General features: G+C 71.5%; 26 protein-coding genes. 13 read left to right on the forward strand and 13 right to left on the reverse strand.

Going from position 1 to position 25091, the window contains the following annotated elements; translation table 11 throughout:
- Positions 1-3: 3 nt before the first annotated feature.
- Entirely contained in the window at positions 4-1092 is a 1089-nt protein-coding gene (locus tag ACZ4N4_RS32100) for a Zn-dependent alcohol dehydrogenase (protein WP_453574938.1), read from the forward strand.
- 14 nt (positions 1093-1106) lie between these two features.
- On the opposite strand, the gene ACZ4N4_RS32105 is transcribed toward ACZ4N4_RS32100, so the two are convergent.
- Complete coding sequence (locus ACZ4N4_RS32105) at positions 1107-2039, reverse strand: DMT family transporter (RefSeq protein WP_453574940.1); 933 nt, start codon at positions 2037-2039, stop codon at positions 1107-1109.
- 140 nt (positions 2040-2179) lie between these two features.
- On the reverse strand, positions 2180-2827 hold the full coding sequence (locus ACZ4N4_RS32110) for a TetR/AcrR family transcriptional regulator (protein ID WP_467595385.1): 648 nt from the start codon (positions 2825-2827) through the stop codon (positions 2180-2182).
- Between the two features lie 65 nt (positions 2828-2892).
- Between ACZ4N4_RS32110 and ACZ4N4_RS32115 the strand changes: the two genes are divergently transcribed.
- The 3 genes from ACZ4N4_RS32115 (at position 2893) to ACZ4N4_RS32125 (ending at position 5106) form a co-directional block, all read left to right on the forward strand.
- Positions 2893-4044 (forward strand): acyl-CoA dehydrogenase family protein, encoded by a 1152-nt coding sequence (locus ACZ4N4_RS32115; protein WP_467595822.1) that lies wholly within the window; start codon positions 2893-2895, stop codon positions 4042-4044.
- Positions 4045-4103: 59 nt separating this feature from the next.
- The gene (locus ACZ4N4_RS32120) at positions 4104-4391 is read left to right on the forward strand and encodes a YiaA/YiaB family inner membrane protein (protein ID WP_360489640.1); all 288 of its coding nucleotides are present in this window, start codon (positions 4104-4106) and stop codon (positions 4389-4391) included.
- Between the two features lie 91 nt (positions 4392-4482).
- A complete protein-coding gene (locus ACZ4N4_RS32125; RefSeq protein ID WP_453574943.1) occupies positions 4483-5106 on the forward strand; it encodes a TetR/AcrR family transcriptional regulator in 624 nt (207 codons plus the stop codon).
- Between the two features lie 70 nt (positions 5107-5176).
- Here ACZ4N4_RS32125 and ACZ4N4_RS32130 read toward each other — a convergent pair whose 3' ends face one another.
- Positions 5177-5638 (reverse strand): MaoC family dehydratase, encoded by a 462-nt coding sequence (locus ACZ4N4_RS32130; RefSeq protein ID WP_467595389.1) that lies wholly within the window; start codon positions 5636-5638, stop codon positions 5177-5179.
- A 113-nt stretch (positions 5639-5751) separates the two neighbouring features.
- Here ACZ4N4_RS32130 and soxR point away from each other — a divergent pair, with 113 nt between their 5' ends.
- The gene (soxR, locus tag ACZ4N4_RS32135) at positions 5752-6210 is read left to right on the forward strand and encodes a redox-sensitive transcriptional activator SoxR (protein ID WP_453574945.1); all 459 of its coding nucleotides are present in this window, start codon (positions 5752-5754) and stop codon (positions 6208-6210) included.
- Positions 6211-6313: 103 nt separating this feature from the next.
- Here the strand turns inward: soxR and ACZ4N4_RS32140 are convergent, their stop codons facing one another.
- Positions 6314-6916 (reverse strand): hypothetical protein, encoded by a 603-nt coding sequence (locus ACZ4N4_RS32140; RefSeq protein WP_467595392.1) that lies wholly within the window; start codon positions 6914-6916, stop codon positions 6314-6316.
- 268 nt (positions 6917-7184) lie between these two features.
- On the opposite strand from ACZ4N4_RS32140, the gene ACZ4N4_RS32145 reads away from it, so the two are divergent.
- Positions 7185-9974 (forward strand): penicillin acylase family protein, encoded by a 2790-nt coding sequence (locus tag ACZ4N4_RS32145; RefSeq protein ID WP_467595395.1) that lies wholly within the window; start codon positions 7185-7187, stop codon positions 9972-9974.
- A 20-nt stretch (positions 9975-9994) separates the two neighbouring features.
- Here ACZ4N4_RS32145 and ACZ4N4_RS32150 read toward each other — a convergent pair whose 3' ends face one another.
- Both ACZ4N4_RS32150 and ACZ4N4_RS32155 read right to left on the reverse strand, forming a co-directional pair.
- Positions 9995-11314, reverse strand: coding sequence for a serine-threonine protein kinase (locus ACZ4N4_RS32150; RefSeq protein ID WP_467595397.1), 1320 nt, complete (start codon positions 11312-11314; stop codon positions 9995-9997).
- Between the two features lie 80 nt (positions 11315-11394).
- Positions 11395-12633 carry an exo-beta-N-acetylmuramidase NamZ family protein gene (locus ACZ4N4_RS32155; protein WP_453574953.1) on the reverse strand — a complete coding sequence of 413 codons (1239 nt, stop codon included), beginning with the start codon at positions 12631-12633 and terminating at the stop codon, positions 11395-11397.
- A 203-nt stretch (positions 12634-12836) separates the two neighbouring features.
- Between ACZ4N4_RS32155 and ACZ4N4_RS32160 the strand changes: the two genes are divergently transcribed.
- The 5 genes from ACZ4N4_RS32160 (at position 12837) to ACZ4N4_RS32180 (ending at position 17460) form a co-directional block, all read left to right on the forward strand.
- Positions 12837-13601, forward strand: coding sequence for an SDR family oxidoreductase (locus ACZ4N4_RS32160; RefSeq protein WP_467595401.1), 765 nt, complete (start codon positions 12837-12839; stop codon positions 13599-13601).
- Entirely contained in the window at positions 13598-15274 is a 1677-nt protein-coding gene (locus ACZ4N4_RS32165) for a class I adenylate-forming enzyme family protein (protein WP_467595404.1), read from the forward strand. Before ACZ4N4_RS32160 ends, ACZ4N4_RS32165 begins: the two co-directional genes overlap by 4 nt.
- A 29-nt stretch (positions 15275-15303) precedes the next feature.
- The gene (locus tag ACZ4N4_RS32170; protein ID WP_450758706.1) at positions 15304-15897 is read left to right on the forward strand and encodes a TetR/AcrR family transcriptional regulator; all 594 of its coding nucleotides are present in this window, start codon (positions 15304-15306) and stop codon (positions 15895-15897) included.
- A gap of 109 nt (positions 15898-16006) precedes the next feature.
- A complete protein-coding gene (locus ACZ4N4_RS32175; protein WP_467595407.1) occupies positions 16007-16702 on the forward strand; it encodes a type 1 glutamine amidotransferase domain-containing protein in 696 nt (231 codons plus the stop codon).
- A gap of 44 nt (positions 16703-16746) precedes the next feature.
- Positions 16747-17460 (forward strand): methyltransferase domain-containing protein, encoded by a 714-nt coding sequence (locus tag ACZ4N4_RS32180; RefSeq protein ID WP_467595410.1) that lies wholly within the window; start codon positions 16747-16749, stop codon positions 17458-17460.
- A gap of 63 nt (positions 17461-17523) precedes the next feature.
- Here ACZ4N4_RS32180 and ACZ4N4_RS32185 read toward each other — a convergent pair whose 3' ends face one another.
- The 3 genes from ACZ4N4_RS32185 to ACZ4N4_RS32195 form a co-directional block, all read right to left on the reverse strand.
- Complete coding sequence (locus tag ACZ4N4_RS32185; RefSeq protein ID WP_453574963.1) at positions 17524-18738, reverse strand: acyl-CoA dehydrogenase family protein; 1215 nt, start codon at positions 18736-18738, stop codon at positions 17524-17526.
- A gap of 3 nt (positions 18739-18741) precedes the next feature.
- Positions 18742-19764, reverse strand: a complete 1023-nt coding sequence (locus ACZ4N4_RS32190) for a phosphotransferase family protein (RefSeq protein ID WP_453574965.1) — start codon at positions 19762-19764, stop codon at positions 18742-18744.
- A 176-nt stretch (positions 19765-19940) separates the two neighbouring features.
- Entirely contained in the window at positions 19941-20237 is a 297-nt protein-coding gene (locus ACZ4N4_RS32195) for a hypothetical protein (protein ID WP_453574967.1), read from the reverse strand.
- 127 nt (positions 20238-20364) lie between these two features.
- Here ACZ4N4_RS32195 and ACZ4N4_RS32200 point away from each other — a divergent pair, with 127 nt between their 5' ends.
- Entirely contained in the window at positions 20365-21309 is a 945-nt protein-coding gene (locus tag ACZ4N4_RS32200) for an NADP-dependent oxidoreductase (RefSeq protein ID WP_467595414.1), read from the forward strand.
- Between the two features lie 9 nt (positions 21310-21318).
- On the opposite strand, the gene ACZ4N4_RS32205 is transcribed toward ACZ4N4_RS32200, so the two are convergent.
- The 4 genes from ACZ4N4_RS32205 to ACZ4N4_RS32220 form a co-directional block, all read right to left on the reverse strand.
- Positions 21319-21633, reverse strand: a complete 315-nt coding sequence (locus ACZ4N4_RS32205) for a DUF202 domain-containing protein (RefSeq protein ID WP_467595417.1) — start codon at positions 21631-21633, stop codon at positions 21319-21321.
- Positions 21630-22022 carry a YidH family protein gene (locus ACZ4N4_RS32210; RefSeq protein ID WP_360489622.1) on the reverse strand — a complete coding sequence of 131 codons (393 nt, stop codon included), beginning with the start codon at positions 22020-22022 and terminating at the stop codon, positions 21630-21632. The genes ACZ4N4_RS32205 and ACZ4N4_RS32210 overlap by 4 nt, the downstream gene beginning before the upstream one ends.
- A 205-nt stretch (positions 22023-22227) precedes the next feature.
- A complete protein-coding gene (locus ACZ4N4_RS32215; RefSeq protein WP_467595420.1) occupies positions 22228-22737 on the reverse strand; it encodes an NUDIX hydrolase in 510 nt (169 codons plus the stop codon).
- 33 nt (positions 22738-22770) lie between these two features.
- Positions 22771-23664, reverse strand: a complete 894-nt coding sequence (locus ACZ4N4_RS32220; RefSeq protein ID WP_467595423.1) for a DMT family transporter — start codon at positions 23662-23664, stop codon at positions 22771-22773.
- Positions 23665-24058: 394 nt separating this feature from the next.
- Here ACZ4N4_RS32220 and ACZ4N4_RS32225 point away from each other — a divergent pair, with 394 nt between their 5' ends.
- Positions 24059-25027 carry a hypothetical protein gene (locus ACZ4N4_RS32225; protein WP_467595426.1) on the forward strand — a complete coding sequence of 323 codons (969 nt, stop codon included), beginning with the start codon at positions 24059-24061 and terminating at the stop codon, positions 25025-25027.
- The last annotated feature ends 64 nt before the right edge of the window (positions 25028-25091 follow it).

A 25091-nucleotide genomic window follows, 5' to 3' on the forward strand; every position in this document is an offset into this window, starting at 1 on the left:
CTGATGGCCGCCAAGGTCCGAGCCGCCGTACTGCCCGCCGTGGGCGCCCCGCTCACGGTCACCGAGATCGACCTCCCGGACCCCGGCCCCGGCCAGGTCCGGATCCGGCTCGCCGCCGCCGGTGTCTGTCACTCCGACCTCTCCCTGTCCGACGGCACCATGCGGGTGCCGGTCCCGGCGGTCCTCGGCCACGAGGGCGCGGGCACGGTGGTCGCCGTGGGGGAGGGCGTCACCCGGCTGTCACCCGGAGCCCCGGTCGTCCTCAACTGGGCGCCCTCCTGCGGAAGATGCCATGCCTGCACGCTCGGCGAGGTCTGGCTGTGCGCCAACGCGCTGAACGGCTCCGCCGACGTCTACGCCCGTACCGCGGACGGCACCGACCTGCACCCCGGCCTGAACGTCGCCGCGTTCGCCGAGGAGACGGTGGTCGCCGAGTCCTGCGTCCTGCCGCTCCCGGCCGGCATCCCGCTCACCGACGCGGCCCTCCTCGGCTGCGCGGTGCTCACGGGCTACGGCGCCGTCCACAACTCCGCGCGGGTCCGGGAGGGCGAGACCGTCGCGGTCTTCGGCGTCGGCGGGGTGGGCCTGGCCGCGGTGCAGGCGGCCCGGATCGCGGGTGCGTCCCGGATCGTCGCGGTGGACGTCTCCGCGGCGAAGGAGGAACTGGCCCGGGCCGCCGGCGCCACCGACTACGTGGTCGCCTCCGACACCACGCCCCGGGCCATCCGTGCCCTCACCGGCAAACAGGGCGTCGACGTCTCCGTGGAGTGCGTCGGCCGCGCGGTCAGCATCCGCGCGGCGTGGGAGTCCACCCGCCGGGGCGGTCGTACGACGGTGGTCGGCATCGGCGGCAAGAGCGAGCAGGTCACCTTCAACGCCCTGGAGCTCTTCCACTGGGGCCGCACCCTCTCCGGCTGCGTCTACGGCAACTCGGACCCGGCCCACGACCTGCCGGTCCTCGCCGAGCACGTCCGGGCCGGCCGTCTGGACCTGGGCGCGCTGGTGACGGAACGGATCGCGCTGGAGGGCATCCCCGCGGCGTTCGAGAACATGCTGGCGGGCAAGGGCGGCCGGGCGCTGGTCGTCTTCTGACCCCCGCGCGAGGGTCACGGCACCTGTTCGGACTGCGGCTCCCCGGCCACCGGTACGGCACGGGGAGCCCGCGTCCGCGTCCGCGACCGGGACACCGCCACACCGGCCAGGCACAGCACCCCGCCGGCCAGGGTGACAAGCCCCGGCACCTCGCCGAGGGCCAGCCAGGACATCAGCACGACCAGCGCCGGCACGGCGTACGTCGTCGCACCCATCCGGCTCGCGGTGGTCCGGGCCAGGGCGTACGCCCAGGTCGTGAAGGCGAGCGCGGTCGGGAAGACCCCGAGATACACCATGTCGAGGGTCGCGGACAGCGGCGCGTCGGCGACCTGGCGCACCAGCTGCCCGGCGAATGGCAGACAGGCCACGGTGCCGACGAGACACCCGTACGTCGTCACCTGGAGCGCGCTCGCCCGGGCCAGGGCGGGCTTCTGGGAGACCACACCGGCCGCGTAGGCGACGGCCGCGAGCAGGCACAGCACCACGCCCAGCACCGAGGAACCGCCCCCGCCGGCCATCGACAGCCCCACGGTCACCGCACCCGCGAACGACACCGCCATCCCCGCGAGCAGCCGGGGCGGCATCGGATCACCGAGCAGCCGGGCCCCGAGCAGGGCGATCAGCAGGGGGCCGACGTTCACCACGAGGGCGGCCGTCCCCGCGTCCACCTGCTGCTCGCCCCAGTTCAGGGCGACCATGTAGAAGCCGAACCACAGCACGCCGGATATCCCGATACCCCGCCAGGCGGACCGGGGCGGCAGCCCTTCGCGCCGCACGAGACAGAGCAGCCCGAGGGCGAGGGACCCGGAGAACAGCCGGCCGAGGGCAAGGGCACCGGGGGAGTAGGAGTCCCCCGCACTCCGGATGGCCACGAAGGCGGAGGCCCACAGCACGACGGTGACGACGGCGGCGAGGGCGGGGAGCGGGCGGGGCGCGGAATTCGTCATGGGACCGAGGTTAGAGAGGAGGGACGGGGCGGGGCTGGCGGATTTCGGACGGCTGGGTGGGCGGCTGGTCGCGCAGTTCCCCGCGCGCCTCGCGGGGCACGTCGTGGCGGCGGGCTGGTCGCAGGACGTCCCGCCGCCCTCTACGCGGTCTCTTTTGCTCCCGCGAACTGCTGAGCCAACCCGTCCAGCAACGCCCGCAACCCCGTCTCGAAGGCCCGCTCGTCGATCTTCTCCTGCTGTTCCGCCAGCAGATGCGCCTGCCCGAGATGGGGATAGTCGGCCGGGTCGTAGGCGCTCGCGTCGTCCACGAAGCCCCCGGCGAACGACCCCAGCGCCGACCCCATGACGAAGTACCGCATCAGCGCCCCGATCGACGTCGCCTGCGCCGGCGGCCACCCCGCGTCGACCATCCCGCCGTAGACGGCGTCCGCGAGCCGGAGTCCGGCGGGGCGGCGGCCGGGGCCGCGGGCCAGGACCGGGACGATGTTCGGGTGGTCGCGGAGCGCGGCCCGGTAGGACACCGCCCAGTCGTGCAGCGCGGTGCGCCAGTCCCGCCCGTCGCCGCCCTCGAACATCGACAGGTCGACCTGGGCGCTCACCGAGTCCGCGACCGCCTCCAGGATCTCGTCCTTGGTGCGGAAGTGGTTGTAGAGCGAGGGCCCGCTCACCCCCAGCTCGGCCGCGAGCCGACGGGTGGAGACGGCCGTCAGACCCTCCGCGTCCACGAGTTCCCGTGCCACCCGGACGATCCGGTCGGTGCTGAGGAGGGGCTTGCGCGGTCGGGCCATGGCGCACATAGTAGGGCTGCACCAAGAAACTAGCAGTGCTAATTTAAATGTGGGGTGATCGCGTGGTGAACCTGGGACTCAGCGAGGAGCAGACCGCCGTACGGCAGCTCGCCCGGGACTTCGTCGAGCGCGAGATCGCCCCGCACGTGGTCGCCTGGGACCGCGCCGAGGAGGTGGACCGGGGGATCGTCAAGAAGCTCGGCGAGGTCGGCTTCCTCGGCCTGACCGTGGACGAGGAGTACGGCGGCTCGGGCGGCGACCACCTGTCGTACTGCCTGGTCACCGAGGAACTCGGCCGCGGCGACTCCTCCGTGCGCGGAATCGTGTCGGTCTCCCTGGGCCTCGTCGCCAAGACCGTCGCCGCCTGGGGGAGCGAGGAGCAGAAGCGGCGCTGGCTGCCGGGGCTGACCTCCGGCGCGTACGTCGGCTGCTTCGGCCTCACCGAACCCGGCACCGGTTCCGACGCGGGCAACCTCACCACCCGCGCCGTTCGCGACGGCGACGACTACGTGGTCAACGGCTCCAAGATGTTCATCACCAACGGCACCTGGGCCGACGTGGTGCTCCTCTTCGCCCGCTCCACCGACGCGCCCGGTCACAAGGGCGTCTCCGCCTTCCTGGTGCCGGCCGACACCCCCGGCCTGACCCGCCGTGCCGTCCACGGCAAGCTCGGCCTGCGCGGCCAGGCCACCGCGGAGCTGGTCCTGGAGGACGTCCGCGTCCCCGCCGCCGCGATGCTCGGACCGGAGGGCAAGGGCTTCTCGGTCGCCATGTCGGCGCTGGCCAAGGGGCGGATGTCGGTCGCCGCCGGCTGCGTCGGCATTGCCCAGGCCGCACTGGACGCGGCCGTGCGGTACGCGGGGGAGCGCGAGCAGTTCGGCACGCCGATCGCCGGCCACCAGCTGGTCCAGGAGCTCATCAGCGACATCGCCGTCGACGTGGACGCGGCCCGGCTGCTGACCTGGCGGGTCGCCGATCTGGTCGACCGCGGCCTGCCGTTCGCCACCGAGTCCTCCAAGGCCAAGCTCTTCGCCTCCGAGGCCGCCGTGCGCGCTGCCAACAACGCCCTCCAGGTCTTCGGCGGCTACGGCTACATCGACGAGTACCCGGTCGGCAAACTCCTGCGTGACGCCCGGGTGATGACCCTCTACGAGGGCACCAGCCAGATCCAGAAACTGCTCATCGGGCGGGCGCTGACGGGCGTTTCGGCGTTCTGAGTAGGTCCCTGAGTATCCCGACGGATGTGGCCCGGGCCACATCCGCCGATGATCGAACCATGAATGACACACCGGTCAGACAGCAGAACACGGCCGCCTACTACGGCCAGGCCGTCGCCTCCTTCGCCGTCGCCATCACGGCCACCGCCATCGGCATCTTCCAGCTGCACGCCGACGCCTGGGTGCGCGCCTTCCTGGGCATCGCCGTCCTCTACCTCGTCACCTCCGCCTTCACGCTCGCGAAGGTCATCCGCGACCGTCAGGAGGCCGGGCAGATCGTCAGCCGCGTCGACCAGGCCCGGCTGGAGAAGCTGCTCGCCGAACACGACCCCTTCGAGAAGCTCTGAGCCGCGGGACAAGCTCTGAGCGGGCACACTAAGCGCTCGCTCAGCTTCGGCGGTATGGTGGAGCTCCGGTATCGAGAGGGGCGAGCGAGCGATGAGTACGGCGGAGGAGACGACCGGCGGCGAGGTAGAGCCGTGGGAAGAGGTCACCCCTGACGCGGCCCGGCGTCTGCTGGTCGCCGCCGTGGAGGCCTTCGCCGAGCGCGGCTACCACGCCACCACCACCCGGGACATCGCCGGCCGCGCCGGGATGAGCCCCGCCGCGCTCTACATCCACTACAAGACCAAGGAAGAGCTGCTCCACCGGATCAGCCGCATCGGTCACGACAAGGCCCTGGACATCCTCCGGACCGCGGCCCGGCGCGAGGGCACCGCCACCGAGCGGCTCGCGGACGGCGTCAGCTCCTTCGTCCGCTGGCACGCCGGGCGGCGCACCACCGCCCGGGTCGTGCAGTACGAACTTGACGCCCTCGGCCCCGACGCCCGCGCCGAGATCCTCGGGCTGCGCCGCCAGGTCGACGCCGAGGTGCGCGGGATCATCCAGGAGGGCGTCGAGTCCGGGGAGTTCGACGTCATCGACATCCACGGCACCACCCTCGCGGTGCTCTCCCTCTGCATCGACGTCGCCCGCTGGTTCAACGTGGACGGCCCCCGCACACCCGAGCAGGTCGGCACGCTCTACGCCGACCTCGTGCTGCGGATGGTGGGGGCCAAGTAACCCTGCGGGCCGAGTGACCCCGCGGGCCGAGTAACCCTGCGGGCCGATTGACCCCGCGGGCCGACCGGCCCTACAGGTAGTACCGGGACACCGACTCCGCCACGCAGACCGGCTTGTCGCCGTCCTCGCGCTCCACGGTGAAGGCCACGCTCACCTGGACACCGCCCGTGACGTCCGACACGTCGGTGATCGTGGCGGTGGCCCGCAGCCGGGAGCCGACCGGGACGGGGGCGGGGAAACGGACCTTGTTGGTGCCGTAGTTCACGCCCATCTTCACGCCCTCGACCTTGATCAGCTGGGGGCCGAAGAGCGGGAGCAGCGACAGCGTCAGATAGCCGTGCGCGATGGTCGTCCCGAACGGGCCCGCGGCCGCCTTCTCCGGGTCGACGTGGATCCACTGGTGGTCGCCCGTCGCCTCCGCGAACAGGTCGATCCGCTTCTGGTCGACCTCCAGCCAGTCGGTGTGGCCCAGCTGCTCGCCCACGGCCGCCTTCAGCTCGTCGGGGGAGGTGAAGATCCTCGGTTCTGCCATGTTCCCGGCCCTCTCGCGGTCGCGCGTCCATTCCTAAGCAACTGCTTAGCATGGTCGCGTGAGGGCTCCCTGTCAACGGAGCGCGGCTCACCCGGGTCGGTAGGCTCTGCGGGGTGCCGCAGATTCCCGAGAAGATCCAAGAGCTGAGCGTGGGCCAGCTGTCCGCGCGCAGCGGCGCCGCCGTCTCCGCCCTCCACTTCTACGAGGCCAAGGGTCTCATCAGCAGTCGGCGGACCAGTGGCAACCAGCGCCGCTACACCCGTGACACGCTGCGCCGAGTGGCCTTCGTCCGGGCGGCACAACGTGTCGGCATCCCCCTGGCCACCATCCGCGAGGCCCTCTGCGAACTCCCCGAGGAGCGCACCCCGACCCGGGAGGACTGGGCCCGTCTCTCGCGGGCGTGGCGCGCCGAACTGGAGGAACGCATCAAGCAGCTCAACCGGCTGCGCGATCACCTCACCGACTGCATCGGCTGCGGCTGTCTCTCGCTGGACACCTGCGTCCTCTCCAACCCGGACGACGCCTTCGGTCAACGCCGGGCGGGCTCACGGCTGTTGCCGGAACGCCCGTGAACGTGGCCGGCGCCGGCCTGTGCGAGGGTGGCGGCCGTCATGGACGGCGGCCGGGACCACCGGCAGTTGGGGGGTGCGGCATCCCCGGCGCACCCCCACGTGGTCAGGCCGACATGAGCAGCCGCCCGCGCCTGGCGTAGGCCAGGGCCTCGGGGGTGAGCACCGGACGCGGCACCAGAATCCCGCAGTCCGCGCAGACCGGACCGGCGGAGGGCTCGTGGTCCAGGTCGTACTTCCAGATGAGGCGCTCCCCCGCGCACACCGGGCAGACCGCGCCCGGTTCGCGCTCCAGGGCGGCGATCAGCCGTCGCAGCACCTCGGCCAGTGGTTCGTCGGGGTGGACCCGTGGGTCGTCGCACCAGGCCACTCCGAATCCGCCCCAGGTCAGCCGGTGCCAGTCGTCCACGGTGCCCGGGCGGCGCAGCCCGTCGTGCTTCTCCTTCTTGCGGCGCTCGGCGAACTCGACCTCGTAGGCCAGCCAGACCGCCCGCGCCTCTTCCAACTCCTCCAGTGCGCCCACGAGACGCGCCGGATCGGGGGACCGGTCCTCAGGACCGAACCCGGCCCGCGAGCAGAGATGGTCCCAGGTCGCGCGGTGCCCGTAAGGGGCGAACCGCTCCAGGCACTTGCGCAGCGAGTAGCGCCGTAGCGCCAGATCACACCGTGGGTCTCGCACCTGTCTCGCCAGACTCCGGAAACCGGCCATCGCCCTGCACCTCCGTCACACCTGCACCTGTACTTCGGTCACTTCGGCGGCGTCGCACGGACTTCGCGCGGCGTTGCCGTATAGACGTATCGACACTCGAATCGGCTCCATCCGATTTCCGATGCCGTCCATAAGGCCGCCCGCCTTGACCGACGGCCCGTGACGCCACCGACACGGGCGACCACTCCAAAACTTGACGCATGTTCATCTTCAATCCCGGGGATACCGGCGGTAACGTCCAGCACCACCCCCGTCGTGAGGAGTCGCCATGCCCCGGCGCACCAGACATCACGCGTTGTTCGACAAACTGAGAACTCCCCGCAAGCTCCCCGGGTTCCTGAAAGCGGCGTCTGTATGCGTCCTCGTCGCCGGCCTGCTCTCCCCGCTGGCCCAGGCGACTCCGGCCGCGGCGGCCACCGCCTCCAACGACTACTGCGGCGGCCGGTGTTCGGACATCCTGCCGCCCGGTGAGAACGGCAACGCCACCCTCGCCCAGGTCCTGCTCAACCAGATATTCGGCACCCAGCCCGACCACGCCGAGGACCAGCTCGGCCCCTACAACAACCTGGCCACGGGTTACTCCACGCTCACCGACGCGAAGATCAACACGTTCTTCAACGACTCGTCGTTCGGGGTCGCTTCCGATCAAGTCGCCTCCACGGAGAGTCCGGCGGGCCGCACTGATGTGACGATCGTCCGCGACAAGAAGACGGGCGTCCCGCACATCACCGGTACCACCAGATACGGCACCGAGTTCGGCGCCGGTTACGCCGCCGCTGAGGACCGGCTGTGGCTCATGGACGTGTTCCGGCACGTCGGGCGCGGCCAGCTCACCACCTTCGCCGGCGGCGCCGCCTCCAACCAGGGCCTTGAGCAGGAGTTCTACCGCAACGCCCCCTACACCGAGGCCGACCTCCAGGCGCAGATCGACAACGCCGTCGCCAACAACGGCACCCGTGGCCAGCAGGCCCTCGCCGACGCCAACGCCTACCTCGCCGGCATCAACTCCTACATCGACGCCTCCGACAGCGGCCGTTACTTCCCCGGCGAATACGTCCTGACCGGTCACAAGGACTCGATCACCAACGCCGGCACCATCGACCACTTCAAGATCACCGACCTGGTGGCGCTGGCCTCCGTGGTCGGCTCGCTGTTCGGCTCCGGCGGCGGAGGCGAGGTCAACAACGCCCTCTCGCTGCTCGCCGCCCAGCAGAAGTACGGCGTGGAGCAGGGCACCAAGGTCTGGGAGTCGTTCCGCGAGCGCAACGACCCCGAGGCCGCGCTCACCGTCCACAACGGCGAGAGCTTCCCGTACGGCACCAAGCCGTCCACCCCGCAGGGCGAGGCGCTGCCGGACTCCGGTTCGGTGACGACCGAGCCACTGGTCTACGACGCCACCGGCACCGGAGCCGACCAGAGCGCCTCCGCCGCCTCCGCCGCGGCGACGGCGACCGCCCTCAGCTCGGCCAGGCGCGGGATGTCCAACGCGCTGGTGGTCAGCGGCAAGTACACCGCGAGCGGTCACCCCGTCGCCGTCTTCGGACCGCAGACCGGGTACTTCGCCCCGCAGCTGCTCATGCTCCAGGAGATCCAGGGCCCGGGCATCAGCGCCCGCGGCGCCTCCTTCGCCGGCCTGAGCATGTACGTCGAACTCGGCCGCGGCCAGGACTACGCCTGGTCCGCCACCACCTCCGGCCAGGACATCATCGACAGCTACGCCGTCGAACTCTGCCAGGACGACGACCATTACCTGTACCACGGCACCTGCACGGCCATGGACGAGGTCGAGCAGAAGAACTCCTGGAAGCCGACCACGGCCGACGGCACGGCCGCCGGCTCGTACACCATGCGCGTGTGGAAGACGAAGTACGGACCCGTCGAATACCGCGCGACCGTCGGCGGAAAGAAGGTCGCCTACACCACCCTGCGCTCCTCCTACATGCACGAGGCCGACTCGATCATCGGCTTCCAGATGCTCAACGACCCCGACTACGTGAAGAGCCCGCAGACCTTCCAGAGCGCGGCGCAGCACATCAACTTCACCTTCAACTGGTTCTACGCGGACTCCTCCCACACCGCGTACTACAACAGCGGCAACAACCCGGTGCGGGCGACCGGTGTCGACCCCGAGTTCCCGGTCTGGGCGCAGGCGGCCTACGAGTGGCAGAACTGGGACCCGGCCACCAACACGTCCGACTACACCCCGGCCTCCCAGCACCCCAACTCCATCGACCAGGACTACTACATCTCCTGGAACAACAAACAGGCGCTGAACTACACCACCGCCAGCTGGGGCGACGGTTCGGTCCATCGCGGCAACCTCCTTGACGACCGAGTGAAGAAACTGGTCGCGGCGGGCGGTGTCACACGCTCCTCGCTCGTCAAGGCCATGTCGGACGCGTCGCTCACCGACCTGCGGGCCGAGGACGTGCTGCCGGATCTGCTGAAGGTGATCAACAGCAGTACGGTGACCGACGCCACGGCCGCCGCGGCCGTCACCAAGCTCCAGACCTGGCTGACGGCGGGCGGCAAGCGCACGGAGACCTCGGCGGGCTCGAAGACGTACGCCAACTCCGACGCCGTCCGGATCCTGGACGCCTGGTGGCCGCTGCTGGTGAAGGCCGAGTTCCAGCCCGGCCTCGGTTCCGACCTGTACACCGCGTTCACCAACAACCTGTACATCGACGAGACTCCGTCGGCCGCGCACGGTCCGACCGGGGCACACGCCGGAAGCTCCTTCCAGTACGGCTGGTGGAGTTATGTCGACAAGGACATCCGGTCGGTGCTCGGGCAGAGCGTGTCGGGGCCGCTGGCCGAGCAGTACTGCGGCGGCGGCAGCCTCAGCGCCTGCCGGGACATCCTGATCAGCACGCTGAAGACGGCGGCCGGTACGAGTGCGTCCACGGTCTACCCGGGGGACTCGCTGTGCTCGGCCGGCGACCAGTGGTGTGCCGACTCGATCGTCCAGCGCACCCTGGGCGGCATCAAGCACTACAACATCAGCTGGCAGAACCGCCCGACCTTCCAGCAGGTCGTGGAGTTCACCTCGCACCGCTGAGCACGTCCATGGCGGCGGGGTCAGCCGATCCGCCCCGCCGCCAGCACCACCCTCGCCAGTTCGGGGTGCACGATGTCGCTGTGCGCCCCGGACGGCGGGCCGCCCCTCTTCACGACCGCCGCCGCGTCGACGTTCACACAACCCGGCGCGGCGAGCGGGCCGCGCAGAGCCGCCGCCAGGTCCAGCGACCGGGTGCCCGGCACCGCCTGCACCCCGTCGTGCCCCATCGCGCCCCACCGGGCGCCCAGCGCGTCGCCCACATCCACGCCCAGCACCGACTCGCAGTCGTCCGCCATCCGGGAGGCCAGCGGGTACATCGTGCCGAGCGCCCCGTCGAAGCGGGAGTAACAGCACACCAGCGGGCCGTCGATCCGGTTCTCCTGGCCCTGCAGCACCCCGCCCGCGCGCGGGTCGTGCGGCAGCCGGGCGGCGAACGCGTAGTGCGAGAAGGCCCCTTGCAGCAGCGTCACGGACTTCACCGTGCGCACCCCGTCCGGCAGCCCGCGCAGCGCGAACGACACCAGCCGGCCGCCGAAGCTGTGCCCGACCAGATGCACCCGCAGCTGCGGGGCGACGCCGCCCAGCTGCCCCACGACCCGCCCGAGCCCACGCTCCCCGACGGTCCCGGCGCGCCGCTTCATCGCGTAGTACGTCGCCTGCCGCAGCAGTTCCTTCGCGCCGTCCCAGGGGTTGGGCAGAGTGAAATCCGCCGCGCCGGCGCCCTGCCGGACGGAAGCCAGTGTCTGCGCGAACTCCTCGCACAGCGCCGTCGTGTCCCCGGTGAACAGCACCGGCTCGCTCTGCGGGACGCCCTCCGCGAGCGTGTCCGCCGCGAACAGCGGCTGGGGGCCGCCCGGCAGGACCTCGACGAGCAGCCGTACAAGGCGGCCGAACTCCTCCAACTCGCCACCCGGGCGCTGGTCCAGCATCCGGGCGATCTGGTCGACCACGGTCGCCCGGCCCGGGAACGTGTCGAGGAGCGCGTGCCGGGTGTCCTTGTCGAGGACGGGGACCGGTCTCTCCTCCGCCTCCGTGGCCACCACCGACTTCGGGAAGTCCGGGATCGGCTCGTCGCAGAACCGCATCGACGGCCACACCACCCCGACGTACCCGATCCTCGCCTTCGGCACCAGCTTCGGGATCGGCGCGAAGAACCGCCGGTACAAGGCGGTCGCGCCCGAACGGTCGTTGTTCCAGCCGTGCGCGAAGACGATCAGGTCATGGAGGCCGTGCGCCGTGACCCCGCCCAGCAGCCGGTCGCGTTCGGCGCCCTCCGGGTCGCCGTCGGCGTCGAAGGTCAGCTCCCAGTAGGGAGCCACGCTCATCCCAGGATCCGCCATACCAGGCTCCTCGTCACCCGAACCGGTGCGATCTGCGCGCATCGTCCCGCCGCCGGGCAAGGTTGGCCATACGACGCGCCTCACCTGTAGAGCAGAAATTCCTTTCGGATCCGGCGGAACGCGGCGAGTTCGTCCTGCCAGGCGCCGACGATCTCGTCCGTGCCCGCGCCCGCGTCGGTCATCGTGCGCACGGTCGTGGACCCGGTGAGCTTGTCGATCCAGTTGTCCGACCGCCAGGCGAAGTCCCCCCACACCTTCTTGGCGGTCACCAGGAGCGCGATCCCGGTCCGTACGGGGTCGTAGGCGGCCCGGTCGTGCACATGGAGCTGCACCCCGCCGACCGTCCTGCCCTGGAACTTGGAGAAGGTGGGCGCGAAGTACGCCTCCCGGCACCGCACGCCCGGCAGCCCGACTCCGTTGACGGCGGCCGCCCACCGCGCGTCGATCCCTTCCGCGCCCAGCAGTTCGAAGGGGCGGGTCGTGCCGCGCCCCTCGGACAGGTTGGTGCCCTCGAAGAGACAGGTTCCCGAGTAGACGAGGGCGGTGTCCGGGGTGGGCATGTTGGGGCTCGGCGGCACCCAGGGCAGTGCGTAGGCGTCGTAGAAGCGGTCGCGCCGCCAGCCCGTCATCGTCACGACGTCCAGCGCGACCGGGGTGCTCAGGAACTCCGCGTTGAACAGCTTCGCGAGCTCGGCGACCGTCATCCCGTGTGCCTGCGCGATCGGCTGCCGGCCGACGAAACTGGCGAACTCCCGGTGCAGGACCGGGCCCTGGGCGGTGCGCCCGGTCACCGGATTGGGGCGGTCGAGCACGACGAAGCGCTTGCCCGCCGACCGGGCGGCCTCCATGCAGTCGTACAGCGTCCAGATGTACGTGTAGAAGCGGGCGCCGACGTCCTGGATGTCGAAGACGACCGTGTCCACGCCGGAGGCGCTGAAGACGTCGGCGAGGGGCTGTCCGCTCTTGAGGTACGTGTCGTAGACGGGGAGGCCGGTCGCCGGGTCGTCGTAGCGGCCCTCGGAGCCGCCGGCCTGGGCGGTGCCGCGGAATCCGTGCTCGGGGCCGAAGACCGCGGTCAGCCTGACCCGGGGGTCGGCGTGCATGACGTCGACGATGTGGCGGACGTCGGTGGTGATGCCGGTGGGGTTGGTGACGATGCCGACCTTCTGCCGGCCGAGGAGGGAGTAGCCGTCGGCGGAGAGGCGGTCGAAGCCGGTCTCGAAGCGGCCGGGGGCGTCGGCCGGAGAGGCCGTGGGTACAGGTGTCACGGCTGCCGCCGTGGCGGCTGTGAGCAGACTTCGTCTGGAAGGGCGCCGCATGAGAGGCCTCCGTCGTCCGGGTGCGGGTTGTGTGTGGCTGGTCGCGCAGTTCCCCGCGCCCCCAGGGGGTTGCGGTCGTCCCTTGTCGGGCAGTGGCCCCGCGCCCTTAGGGGGGTGTGACGGTTGCCCTTTTCTCAAACATACCGACCGGTTAGTGTGTCCGTGCTGAGCCGAGTCTGGTCGCGTCGTGTCGAAGGAGACCGATGGTGGGAGCCGTGCAAGATGCCCGAGTCGTCGTCACCGGTGCGGGAGGTGGCATCGGGGCAGCTCTGGCCCGTCGGTTCGCCGCCGAGGGCGCCCGCGTCGTCGTGAACGACCTGGACGGGGAGAAGGCGGCCGCCGTCGCCGAGGAGATCGGCGGGATCGCGGTCCCGGGTGACGCGTCCGGCATCGTCGGCGCCGCCCGGGATGCGCTCGGCGGCGGCGTGGACGTCTACTGCGCCAACGCCGGGCTCGCCTCCGGCGGGTCCGAGGCGGCCGAGGCCGGGGTCTGGGCCGCCGCCTGGGACGTCAATGTCATGGCCCATGTGCGGGCCGCGCAGGACCTGCTGCCCGACTGGCTGGAGCGGGGCAGCGGCCGGTTCGTTTCCACCGTGTCCGCCGCCGGCCTGCTCACCATGATCGGGGCCGCGCCGTACAGCGTGACCAAGCACGCCGCGTACGCCTTCGCCGAGTGGCTGTCGCTGACGTACCGGCACCGTGGCCTCAAGGTGCACGCGATCTGCCCGCAGGGCGTGCGCACCGACATGCTCGCCGCCACCGGCAGCGCGGGCGACCTGGTGCTCCAGCCGACCGCCATCGAGCCGGATGCGGTCGCCGACGCGCTGTTCAAGGGGATGGCCGAGGACCGGTTCCTGATCCTGCCGCATCCCGAGGTCGCCGACTTCTACCAGGCGCGGGCCGCCGCCCCGGACCGCTGGCTGACGAACATGAACCACATCCAGCAGAAGTGGGAGGCCACCCGGTGACCCAGCCGCAGACCCAGTCCCTGTACGCCGCCCGGCCCTGGGTGGCGCTTCTCGACGAGGCCCAGCGCGGCCCGGTCGATCCCCCCGCATCGATGGTGCACGCCCTGCGCGCCGCCGTCGCCGAGGCGCCCGACCGCGCCTTCCTCGCCTACTTCGACGCCCGGCTCAGCTTCCGCGAGGTCGACGAGCTGAGCGACTCCGTCGCCGCGTACCTCGCCGAGCGCGGTCTGGAGCGCGGCGACCGGGTCGCCGTGATCCTGCAGAACTCGCCACACTTCGTGATCGCGGTGCTCGGTGCCTGGAAGGCGGGCGCGACCGTCGTACCGGTCAACCCCATGTACAAGTCGGGGGAGGTCTCCCACGTCCTGCGGGACGGCGAGGTGGCCGCGCTGGTCTGCTCGCAGCGTGCCTGGGAGTCGTATCTGCGGGACACGGCCGCCGACTCGTCGGTGCGGATCGTGCTCACCGCCAGCGAGCTGGACTTCCAGACCCGGGACGACGCGCGGGTGCTGGCCTTCGAGCGGCTGCCGCAGGCCGCCGACGCCGAGGACCTGGTGGCCGTCGCGCGCCGCGGCGGCACGGCCCCCGAGGGCCGCGACCCGGTACCGTCCGACATCGCGCTGATCAGCTACACCTCGGGCACGAGCGGCACCCCCAAGGGCGCCACCAACCTGCACGGCAACATCATGTACAACGCCGAGCGGCAGAGGACCGGGCTCGGGCTGCCCGACGCGCCGGTCTACTACGCCCTCGCGCCCCTCTTCCACATCACCGGCATGGTCTGCCAGTTCGGCGCCTGCCTGACCAGCGCCGGCACGCTGGTGCTGACGTACCGCTTCGAGCCGGGCCTGGTCCTGGAGGCGTTCGCCGAGCACCGGCCGCACTACACGGTCGGCCCCTCCACCGCCTTCATGGCACTGGCCGCCCACCCGGACGTCACCCCGGAGCACTTCGCCTCCTTCGCGACCATCTCCTCCGGCGGCGCGCCCCTGCCGCCGGCCCTGGTGGAGAAGTTCCGGGCCGGCTACGGGCCGTACATCAGGAACGGCTACGGACTCACCGAGTGCACCGCGCCCTGCGCCTCCGTGCCGCCGACCCTGGAAGCGCCCGTGGACCCGGTCTCCGGGACCCTGGCCGTCGGCGTGCCCGGCCCCGACACGATCGTCCGTATCGTCGACGACGAGGGCAACGAGCTGCCCTTCGGCGAACCGGGCGAGATCGTCGTACGCGGGCCGCAGGTCGTGCCCGGGTACTGGCGGCGGCCCGAGGCCACCGCCGAGACCTTCCCGGACGGCGAGCTGCGCACCGGCGACATCGGCTTCATGGACCCGCAGGGTTGGCTGTACGTCGTCGACCGCAAGAAGGACATGATCAACGCGTCCGGCTTCAAGGTCTGGCCGCGCGAGGTCGAGGACGTGCTGTACACCCATCCGGAGGTGCGCGAGGCGGCCGTCGTCGGGGTGCCCGACGGCTACCGCGGGGAGACCGTCAAGGCGTACATCAGTCTTCGCCCCGGTGCTGCAACCGATCCGGACGATCTGGCCCTCTATTGCAAGGAGAGGCTGGCCGCCTACAAATATCCGCGGCTTGTGGAGATCCTGCCCGACCTGCCGAAGACGGCAAGTGGGAAGATCCTCCGACGGGAACTTCGTTCCCGGCCGCAACAGGGTTAGCAGACATACGAGAGAGGCAGGTGGCGGCAGTGCCCAGGACGACGGAGGGCGACGGAGCCCCTGTTCCGCAGCGGCTCCTGGCCGCCGCCACCCGGCTCTTCGCCGAGCAGGGGTACGACCGCACCTCCGTGCAGGAGATCGTGGAGGCGGCCGGCGTCACCAAGGGAGCGCTGTACCACTACTTCGGCTCCAAGGACGACCTGCTGCACGAGGTGTACGCGCGCGTGCTGCGCGTGCAGCAGGAGCGGCTGGACGCCTTCGCGAACGCGGACGAGCCGATCGAGAAGCGGCTGCGGGGCGCGGCCGCGGACGTGGTCGTGACGACGATCGAGAACCTCGACGACGCGTCGATCTTCTTCCGGTCCATGCACCATCTGAGTCCGGAGAAGAACAAGCAGGTGCGCGCCGAGCGCCGGCGCTACCACGAGCGCTTCCGCGCGCTGATCGAGGAGGGCCAGCGCGAGGGCGTCTTCTCCGAAGCGACCCCGGCCGACCTGGTCGTGGACTACCACTTCGGCTCGGTCCACCACCTGTCGACCTGGTACCGCCCGGACGGCCCGATGACCCCCCAGGAGGTCGCCGACCAGCTGGCCGACCTGCTGCTGCGAGCGCTGCGCCCCTGACCGGCAGGGCTCGGAGAACCTGGGCACATGCACCCGGCCCTGTGTGTGCCTAGGCTGAAAAGGCTGAATTCCTCCACGATTCGACTCGGGGGGAAGGAGACCGAGTGCGATGGCGAGAGTCCTGTTCATCGTCAGCGGGGCGACCTACTGGGTGCTGAAGGACGGCACCAGATACGCGACCGGCTACTGGGCCGAAGAATTCGCCATGCCCTACAAGAAGATCACGGAAGCCGGTCACGAGGTGGTGGTCGGCACGCCCGGCGGCGTGATCCCGAACGTCGACATGATGAGCCTGCGTCCGTCGATGGCCGGTGGTGAGGAGATGGCCCTCGAACTGGAGGAGATCATCCGCTCCGCCGAGGTGATGCGGCGGCCCCTCCAGCTCTCGGACGTCCGCCTGGAGGACTACGACGCGGTCTACCTGCCCGGCGGCCACGGCCCCATGGCGGACCTGGCGTTCGACGCCGATGTCGGCCGCCTGCTGACCGCACAGCTGGCCTCCGGCAAGCCGCTCGCGATCGTGTGCCACGCCCCCGCCTCGATCCTCGCCACCAGGATCCACGGCAAGTCGCCCTTCGAGGGATACCGCATCACCTGCTTCACCGACGAGGAGGAAGAAGCCGTCGGCCTGGCCCCCCGGGCACCGTGGCTGCTGGAGACGGAACTGAAGGAGAAGGTCGGCATCGACTTCAGCCGCGGCCCGATCTGGGAGCCCTACATGGTCGAGGACCGCAATCTCGTCACCGGCCAGAACCCCCACTCGGCGGCGATTCTGGCCGACCACCTGCTCCAGCTCCTCAAGTAGCCACTGGTGGCGGCGCACGGGCGCGTGCGCATAGTCTCGCCGGCATGGCAGATGCGTTCGCGGGTGTCCGGCTGCTCGGACCGCCGGTGACCGACGGCGAGTACATCGAGTTGAGCGGGCACGAGACGGTGCACCTGCACGAGTACACGCGGATCTACGCCGTGCCCGGCCTCTACGAGCATGTCGTCCAGGAACGGTTGCGGTGCAGGTCGCCGCAGGTCGCGGCGGAGGGTTTCGTGCGCGCGGCCGCGAGCCTCGGGCTGGCGCCGGGATCGATGACGGTGCTCGACGTCGGCGCCGGCACCGGACTCGTCGGTGAACTCGTGCGCCGCGCGGGCGTGGCCCGGGTCGTCGGGGTCGACGCGCTGCCGGCGGCACGGGAGGCGAGTCTGCGCGACCGGCCGGGCGTCTACGCCGACTACGTGGTCGGCGACTTCCAGCTCGGTGACGGACTGCGTGCGGCACTACGCCCGTATGCGTTCGGCGGGTTGGTGTCGGCCGGCGCGTTCGGCGGCACGCACGCCACACCGCAGGCGCTGGTCAACGCGCTCGCGGTGCTGCCCCAGGGCGCGCCCGCGGCCTTCACCGTCGACGAGCGGTGGATGGACGAAGCGGACCCGGACGGGTTCGGCGCCGCCGTCGAGCGGCTGGTGGCCGACGGAAGTCTCGCCCTGCTGGAGCGAACCCGGTTCCAGCACCGGGTGACGACGACCGGCGAGCCGATCTTCTACCAGCTCGTGGTGGGCCGGACGGGCTGAGGCGGACGGTGCGAGGCCGGTGCGGGCATCGGGGATGCCCGCACCGGCCCGACCATGCGTCGCCTACAGGTACTTCTTCAGCTCCCGGCGGGCCAGCGACCGCTGGTGCACCTCGTCCGGACCGTCGGCGATCATCAGCGTCCGGGCCCCGGCGTACAGGTCGGCCAGCGGGAAGTCCTGGCTGACGCCGCCCGCGCCGTGCAGCTGGATCGCGCGGTCGATGATGCCGACGACCGCGCGAGGCGTGGCGATCTTGATGGACTGGATCTCGGTGTGGGCGCCCCGGTTGCCGACGGTGTCCATCAGCCAGGCGGTCTTCAGGACCAGCAGCCGCAGCTGTTCGACGGTCACCCGGGCGTCCGCGATCCAGTTGTGGACCACGCCCTGCCGCGCCAGCTCCTTGCCGAAGGCGGTGCGGGACACGGCCCGCCGGCACATCAGCTCGATCGCCCGCTCGGCCATGCCGATCAGCCGCATGCAGTGGTGGATACGGCCGGGGCCGAGCCGGGCCTGGGCGATGGCGAAGCCGCCGCCCTCCTCGCCGACCAGGTTCGACACGGGCACGCGCGCGTGGTCGAAGATCACCTCGGCGTGACCGCCGTGCGAGTGGTCCTCGTAGCCGAAGACCTTCATCGCCCGCTTCACGGTGACACCCGGCGTGTCGCGCGGCACCAGGACCATGGACTGCTGGCGCCGGATGTCGGCGCCGTCCGGGTCGGTCTTGCCCATCACGATGAAGATCTTGCAGTCCGGGTTCATCGCACCGGAGATGTACCACTTGCGGCCGGTGACGAGGTAGTCGTCGCCATCGCGCTCGATGTGCGTGGTGATGTTGGTGGCGTCGGAGGAGGCCACCTCCGGCTCGGTCATGGCGAACGCGGAGCGGATCTCCCCGGCGAGAAGCGGCTCCAGCCACTGCTTCTTCTGCGCCTCGTCGGCGAACTGGGCCAGCACCTCCATGTTGCCGGTGTCCGGCGCCGCGCAGTTCAGCGCGGTGGGCGCCAGGTGCGGGGAGCGGCCGGTGATCTCGGCGAGGGGCGCGTACTGGAGGTTGGTGAGCCCCGCGCCGTACTCGGCGTCCGGGAGGAAGAGGTTCCACAGGCCCTGCCTGCGCGCCTCCGCCTTCAGTTCCTCGACCACGGCCGGGGTGTCCCACGGCGAGGCGAGCGCGGCGCGCTGTTCCTCGGCGACCGCCTCGGCCGGGTAGACGTACTCGTCCATGAAGGCGAGCAGCTTGGCGCGCAGTTCCTCGGTGCGCGCGTCGAACGCGAAGTCCATGGCTCAGCCTTCCTGAAGAGTGGTCAGTCCGTGGTCGATGAAGACGGGCACGAGTTCGCCGATGCGGTCGAAGCCCTGCCCGAGCGTCTGGCCCTGCGTGTACCGGTAGTGGATGCCCTCCAGGATCACGGCGAGCTTGAACCAGGCGAACGCCGTGTACCAGGCGATGTGCGAGACGTCCCGCCCCGAGCGGGCCGCGTAGCGCTCGACCAGCTCCCGCGGGTCCGGGTGGCCGGGCGCCTCGGCGGTCGTCGACACCGGCGAGTCGGGTGTGCCCAGCGGCTTGCTGTACATGACCAGCAGGCCCAGGTCGGTCAACGGGTCGCCGAGTGTGGACATCTCCCAGTCGAGGATCGCCCTGATGGTGTCGTCGTCGCCGATCAGCACGTTGTCGAGGCGGTAGTCGCCGTGGATCACGGTGGGCGCGGGGGAGTCGGGCAGCCGGCGGCCCAGGGTGGCGTGCAGCTCGTCGATGCCGGCCAGCTCACGGTTGCGGGAGGCGTCCAGCTGCTTGCCCCAGCGGCGCAGTTGCCGGTCCAGGAAGCCCTCCGGGCGCCCGAAGTCGGCGAGGCCGACCTCCTCCGGGTCCACGGCGTGCAGCTCGACGAGGGTGTCGACGAGGGAGAGCACGGCGTTCCTGGTGCGCTCGGGGCCGAGCGGGACGAGCTGGTCGGAGGTGCGGTACGGGGTGCCCGCCACGAACTCCATCACGTAGAACGGCGCCCCGAGGACCTCCGGGTCCTCGCACAGCAGCACCGGCCGCGGCACCGGCACCTCGGTCGGGTACAGCGCGCTGATCACCCGGTGCTCGCGCTTCATGTCGTGCGCGGTGGCCAGGACATGGCCCAGCGGCGGCCGTCGTACGACCCACTTCGAGGCGGAGTCGGAGACCGCGTAGGTGAGGTTCGACCGTCCGCCCTCGATCAGCCTTCCGGTCAGTGGACCGGTCGCCAGGCCGGGGCGCTCTCGGTCGAGCAGTCCGCGCAGCCGGTCGAGATCCAGTCCGGGCGGGTGGTCGGGGCTCATGCATCGCTCCTACGAACGAGTGAACAGGACCCAACTCATGATGCCGACCAGTCGGTATGTCGTCCAGCGGGAGAACCAAACGTGACCGGGACCACCCTACGATCCGGCCGTGGGTGTGGGGTGACGGCTCCCCGCGCGCGCAGAGCAGGGAGCCGCCGTTCGGGTCGGGGACCGTCTCAGTGGTCGTCCCAGTGACCGTTGTGCTCGGCGTGCCGGTGGCCGTCGTGCAGATAGTCGATGTGGTCGCCGTGCAGTACGCCGGTGTGCCCGCAGCCGTCGCCGTGCCGGTGGTCGTGGGCCTGGTGGGTGACGTGCCCGGCGGGCTCGCACTCGTCCCAGTGGCCGCCGTGCTCGCGGTGCAGGTGCCCGTTGTGCGCGTAGTCGAGGTGGTCGCCGTGCGGCACCTGGTCGTGCCCGCAGTCCGGGCCGTGGCTGTGGCCGTGCGAGGTGTGTTCCTGGTGAAGGGTGGTCATGGTGTTCGCCTTCAGCGGTACGGGGTCGGGAAGGTGGCGTGCTGCCGACGGACAGGCTGCCACGCGAACGGCACATATGCGGGCATCCCGGTTGCGTGGCGTGCGAGTACCCCGGAGGGTCGGTTGCATGAAGGGCATCAGCTACAGCCGGTACGGCGGACCCGGGGTACTGGAGTACGGCGAGGTCAAGGACCCGAAGGTGGGCCCCGACACGGTCCTGGTGAAGGTCCGGGCGGCCGCCGTCAACCCGGTCGACTGGAAGTGCCGGGAGGGCGATCTGCACGGCATCTTGGACGCCGTCTTCCCGGTGATCCCCGGCTGGGACGTCTCCGGCGTGGTCGTTCAGCCGGGGCCGGCCGTCACCGAGTTCGGGGTCGGCGACGAGGTGATCGGTTACGTCCGGGAGGACTTCCTCTCCCGGGGCACCTTCGCCGAGTACGTCGCCGCCCCGGTGCGCACCCTGGCCCGCAAGCCGCGCAACCTCTCCTTCGAGGAGGCCGCGGGTCTGCCGCTGGCCGGGCTCACCGCCTACCAGGTGCTGGTCCACGCCCTGGAGGTCAAGCGCGGCGAGACGGTCCTGGTGCACGCCGCCGCCGGCGGGGTCGGCTCCATCGCGGTCCAGATCGCGGCGCACCTCGGGGCCCGGGTCATCGGCACGGCGAGTGAACGCAACCACGACTTCGTCCGGGGCCTCGGCGGCGAGCCGGTGAGCTACGGGCCCGGCCTGACCGAACGCGTACGGGGACTGGCCCCGGAGGGCGTCGACGCGGTCTTCGACACCGTCGGCGGCGATGCCCTGACCAGCTCGGCGAACATGCTCGCCCCCGAGGGACGGATGGCCTCGATCGCCGACCCGGACGTCGTCGACTTCGGCGGCCGCTACTGCTGGGCGCGACCCGACGCCGAGGACCTGAAGCGGCTCGCCGGACTCGCGGAACAGGGAGCGGTGACGGTCCACGTCGCCGAGACGTTTCCGCTGAAGCGGACGGCCGACGCGCACCGGCGCAGCCAGGAGGGGCGCACCCGCGGCAAGCTGGTGGTCACGGTGGAGTGGCCGGAGGAGGAGGGCTAGGCCCGAGGCCTAGACGACCAGCGCGGCGGCGCACAGGGCGACGGCGACCGTGCACAGCACCGCCGCGGTCGCCTGCCGCGGGGCCAGTGCCGAGGGGCGGTCGGTGGCCGCCAGGGCGCGGATCCGGCGGTTGGCGACCAGGAGGAAGCCCAGCCACAGGACGCAGCAGGCCGCGCAGGCGAGCACGCCGCCGGCCGAGGTGCTGCCGTGCACCGCGGTCTTCGCGGCGAGTACGGCGGCGACGGTCGCCGACAGTGTCGTACGGCGCCAGGCCAGCCGGGTCCGCTCCGGCTGGAGCCCCGGGTCGCGGGCCGGCGTGGTCATCCTTCCCACCCGACGAGCACCACGACGACCATCGCGACGGCGACCACGGCGACGACCACGCCGAGCAGGGCCGGGAACCGGGAGACCGGCAGATCCTCGCCGCGCCGCATGGCCCGCTCACAGCGCACCCAGTGGTTCACCGCCCGCAGCGAGCACAGCACGCCGGCGGCGAGGAGCGCGAGCGCGAGGCCGACCCGCCAGGCCCAGCGGAGGTCGGGCAGGAACTGGTCCACGGCGAAACCGCCGCCGATCAGGGCGAGGGCGGTGCGCAGCCAGGCCAGGAAGGTCCGCTCGTTGGCGAGGGAGAAGCGGTAGTCAGGGGTCGTTCCCTCTTCGCGCACCACTTCGGGGGCGAACCACAAACGGACGTTCCGCGCGAATTCGATCACGTGCCGGAAGCCTACCGGGGAGGGCGGCCGAGGGTTCGTCTGCGGGTGAGTGGGGGCTGCTCGCGCAGTTCCCCGCGCTCCTGAAGGGGCGCCTCAGGCACGGGCCGCCCTGTCAGCTGACGCGGCTGCGGGCAGTCGTGCCGCATGGGCGGCACGGTGGGCGCAGCGGCACCCTGCCGGCGCCGGTAAGCATCCCCACCCCACCTCAGCCCCGCCACTCCCGCAGTCGCTCCCACGCCGCCAGCCCGTCCGGTACCCACTCCCACGCACCGAGCCGCCCCGTCAGTTCCTCCTCCGTGAGGAAGCCGTGCCAGGCCACCTCCTCCACCTGGGGCCGTACCGGCAGCTCGCAGCGGACCTCGTACACCGCCGACCACCAGCTGTGGCCGGCGCCGTCGTCGTACCGGAACTTGAAGAGGTACGTCGGCCGGGGCAGCCCGGACACGCCCAGCTCCTCCTCCGCCTCCCGCAGCGCCGCGTCGTCGTAGGACTCGCCCGCGCCGACCACGCCCCCGACGAACATGTCGTACAGGGAGGGGAAGACCAGCTTGGTCGCGGTGCGGCGGTGGACGAAGACGCGGCCGGCGGCGTCGCGGGCCAGGATGAAGGCGCAGCGGTGGCGCAGGCCCCGGGCGTACGCCTCACCGCGGGGGGCCTGTCCGATCACCCGGTCGTGCTCGTCGACGATGTCGAGGATTTCGTCAGCAGGCTTCATGCCGCCATCCAAGCAGGCCGGAGCCCGGGGGCGTCAGCGCGGCTGGAGGTCCAGCGAGGGCTCCTTCGGCGCCGGACCGCGCGGCATCGCGGGGTGCAGCCCGAGCAGCACGATGCCCGCCACGATCGCCGCGAGCCCGGCCGCCTCCCAGGCCAGCGCCCCGGTGTCGGTGCGCAGCCGGTCCCCGAGGAAGCCGACGCCGCACAGGATCCCGGCGAGCGGCTGGGCGGCGGTGAGCGCGGGCAGCGAGTTGCGCAGCTCCGCCGTCTCGAACGCGCTCTGGACGAGGATCAGCCCGCTGACCCCGAGCACCAGCACGCCGTACGGCTGCCAGCCGGTCAGCACCTCGGTGATGCCGCCCTCGGAGAAGCGGGTGCTGGTGACCCGGGTCAGCGCGTCCTGTACGCCGTACAGCAGGCCGGCGGCGAGGGCGAGCAGGGTCGGCCCCGCGCTGAGCCGGGACCGCTTGGCGTAGGTGGTGAGCACCAGGGCGAGGCCGACCACCACGCCGATGATCAGCCAGTGGCGCAGCGGGTTGACGATGGCGTCACCGCCACGTGGCTGGCCCGCCAGGATGAACGCGGTCACCCCGCCCGCGAGCAGACCGAGTCCGGCCCAGCCCTGGTGGCTCAGGGGATGCTTGGTCTGGTGCCGGGAGAGCGCGAGGGCGAAGAGCAGGTTCGTCGCCAGTAGCGGTTCGACCAGGGAGATCTCGCCCTTGCCGAGCGCGATCGCGCCGAGCACCATGCCGGCCACCATCAGGCCGATCCCGCCGAGCCAGCGCGGCACCCTCATCAGGTCGAGCAGCAGCCGGAAGGAGAGGAAGTCGCTGAGCGGGGCCTTCTGGGCGGCGTTCTGCTGGAGCACGAACCCGAAGCCGAGGCAACAGGCCGCACTCACGGCGAGAATCAGAACCAGAACGGACACGCTGCGTACCTCGATCATGCGGCCGGGCTACGGGGTGCGTAGTGGCCGACTGTAGCGCTCGCGGATGGGTGTTGCCCCGGGAGTACCCGGAATCGGGCGGTTGACTCGGTCACGATGCCCGAGCCGAACACGGCAGGTGGATCAGGGCGCGGCGGTGCGACCGGTACGGCCATGGTCCGATGCCCGGGCGGCCCGCGCCATGGCGTACGCCACAGCCGGAACCCGGAGCCCCACGGCCACGGTACGCCCAACGGACCCCGGCGCGCGTCAAGTTCCGCTGCGCTCGGGGTAGTTGAACGGGGTACCAGCCCCGTTCAGCTTGACGCAAAGTCTTGGCTGGGGGTTTGCTGTGCGTGATCGGCCGATGGCAGCCCGACAACCAGGAAGTTCCGCGGTGCCCCCAACCCCGCCCCTCTTAGGCCCAGGCCGGGCCGTCGCAGAAGGTCCCCGCGCGGCAGCGCACCCCGGGTGCGAACACTGTCCCGACGATGCCCTCGACGACGCCGAACTCATCTCCGCGCGAGCCGCGTTGGCCCAGGGCCGCTGGCAGGCCGCCCGCTCCCTGCTGCTCCACACGGGTGATGACTGGGACCGCCGGGGCCACCGGGTCACCGCCCTCGCCCGCGAGCCCTACGCCATCGCCTGGGCCCGCGAGTGGCTGCTCGCCGAGCCCGGCTCCGCGGGTGCCGCCACCCTCTACGCCCTGACCCTGGTCCGGCGTGCCCTGCGCGGCAAGGAACCCCTTGACCGGGCTCGCGAGGCCTGCTCCGGTGCCGCCGCGCTCGCCCCCGCCGACCCCACCCCGTGGCTCGGCCTCCTGCTGCTCGCCCGGCACCTCGGCACCGACGACGAGACGCGCCGCATGTTCCACGAGGTGCGCGACCGCCATCCCGAGCACCACCACGCCCACCACCTGATGGCCGCCCGTATCGCGGAGACCGAGACCGAGGGGACGTACGAACTGTGCGCCTTCGCGGAACGCTCGGCCGCCGCGGCCCCGGCCGACTCCCCGCTCGCCGTCCTCCCCGTCGTCGCCTACACCGAGCGGCACCGGGTGCTCGCCGCCGCCGGCCGGGCGCCCGCCGACCCGGCCGAGGCCGGCCACTGGGCGGAGCCGTCCGCCCGGCGTGCCCTGAGCGCGGCCTTCGACTGGTGGCTGGAGTGGGGCATCGAGGAGCACCCGCGCCGCCATGTCGACCTCAACCACCTCGCCCACGCCACCTCCGGCGCCGGCCGGTACGCCGAGGCCGCGGCCCTGTTCCAGCGCATCGGCCGGCATGCCACGCCGGCGCCCTGGTCCTACCCGGACCGCGACCCGTGCGAGGCGTTCCGGGCGGCCCGGGAGCGCGCGCTCGGCGGGTGACGCGAAGCGGTTGATGAGAAGAGGTTGTGGATTTCTTACGGCGGCCGGATTTCCTGGCCGGGGC

This window comes from Streptomyces sp. NPDC026538, assembly GCF_055567535.1.

Bases quoted from the DNA above. Each gene is read 5' to 3' on its own strand.
- ACZ4N4_RS32105 (WP_453574940.1), bottom strand. From the start codon at position 2,039: ATGACGAATTCCGCGCCCCGCCCGCTCCCCGCCCTCGCCGCCGTCGTC.
- ACZ4N4_RS32180 (WP_467595410.1), top strand. From the start codon at position 16,747: ATGGCAGATGCGTTCGCGGGTGTCCGGCTGCTCGGACCGCCGGTGACC.
- ACZ4N4_RS32200 (WP_467595414.1), top strand. From the start codon at position 20,365: ATGAAGGGCATCAGCTACAGCCGGTACGGCGGACCCGGGGTACTGGAG.
- ACZ4N4_RS32195 (WP_453574967.1), bottom strand. From the start codon at position 20,237: ATGACCACCCTTCACCAGGAACACACCTCGCACGGCCACAGCCACGGC.
- ACZ4N4_RS32150 (WP_467595397.1), bottom strand. From the start codon at position 11,314: ATGGCGGATCCTGGGATGAGCGTGGCTCCCTACTGGGAGCTGACCTTC.
- ACZ4N4_RS32185 (WP_453574963.1), bottom strand. From the start codon at position 18,738: ATGGACTTCGCGTTCGACGCGCGCACCGAGGAACTGCGCGCCAAGCTG.
- ACZ4N4_RS32110 (WP_467595385.1), bottom strand. From the start codon at position 2,827: ATGGCCCGACCGCGCAAGCCCCTCCTCAGCACCGACCGGATCGTCCGG.
- ACZ4N4_RS32190 (WP_453574965.1), bottom strand. From the start codon at position 19,764: ATGAGCCCCGACCACCCGCCCGGACTGGATCTCGACCGGCTGCGCGGA.
- ACZ4N4_RS32160 (WP_467595401.1), top strand. From the start codon at position 12,837: ATGGTGGGAGCCGTGCAAGATGCCCGAGTCGTCGTCACCGGTGCGGGA.
- ACZ4N4_RS32145 (WP_467595395.1), top strand. From the start codon at position 7,185: ATGCCCCGGCGCACCAGACATCACGCGTTGTTCGACAAACTGAGAACT.
- ACZ4N4_RS32155 (WP_453574953.1), bottom strand. From the start codon at position 12,633: ATGCGGCGCCCTTCCAGACGAAGTCTGCTCACAGCCGCCACGGCGGCA.
- ACZ4N4_RS32175 (WP_467595407.1), top strand. From the start codon at position 16,007: ATGGCGAGAGTCCTGTTCATCGTCAGCGGGGCGACCTACTGGGTGCTG.
- ACZ4N4_RS32205 (WP_467595417.1), bottom strand. From the start codon at position 21,633: ATGACCACGCCGGCCCGCGACCCGGGGCTCCAGCCGGAGCGGACCCGG.
- ACZ4N4_RS32130 (WP_467595389.1), bottom strand. From the start codon at position 5,638: ATGGCAGAACCGAGGATCTTCACCTCCCCCGACGAGCTGAAGGCGGCC.
- ACZ4N4_RS32120 (WP_360489640.1), top strand. From the start codon at position 4,104: ATGAATGACACACCGGTCAGACAGCAGAACACGGCCGCCTACTACGGC.
- ACZ4N4_RS32140 (WP_467595392.1), bottom strand. From the start codon at position 6,916: ATGGCCGGTTTCCGGAGTCTGGCGAGACAGGTGCGAGACCCACGGTGT.
- ACZ4N4_RS32215 (WP_467595420.1), bottom strand. From the start codon at position 22,737: ATGAAGCCTGCTGACGAAATCCTCGACATCGTCGACGAGCACGACCGG.
- ACZ4N4_RS32125 (WP_453574943.1), top strand. From the start codon at position 4,483: ATGAGTACGGCGGAGGAGACGACCGGCGGCGAGGTAGAGCCGTGGGAA.
- ACZ4N4_RS32100 (WP_453574938.1), top strand. From the start codon at position 4: ATGGCCGCCAAGGTCCGAGCCGCCGTACTGCCCGCCGTGGGCGCCCCG.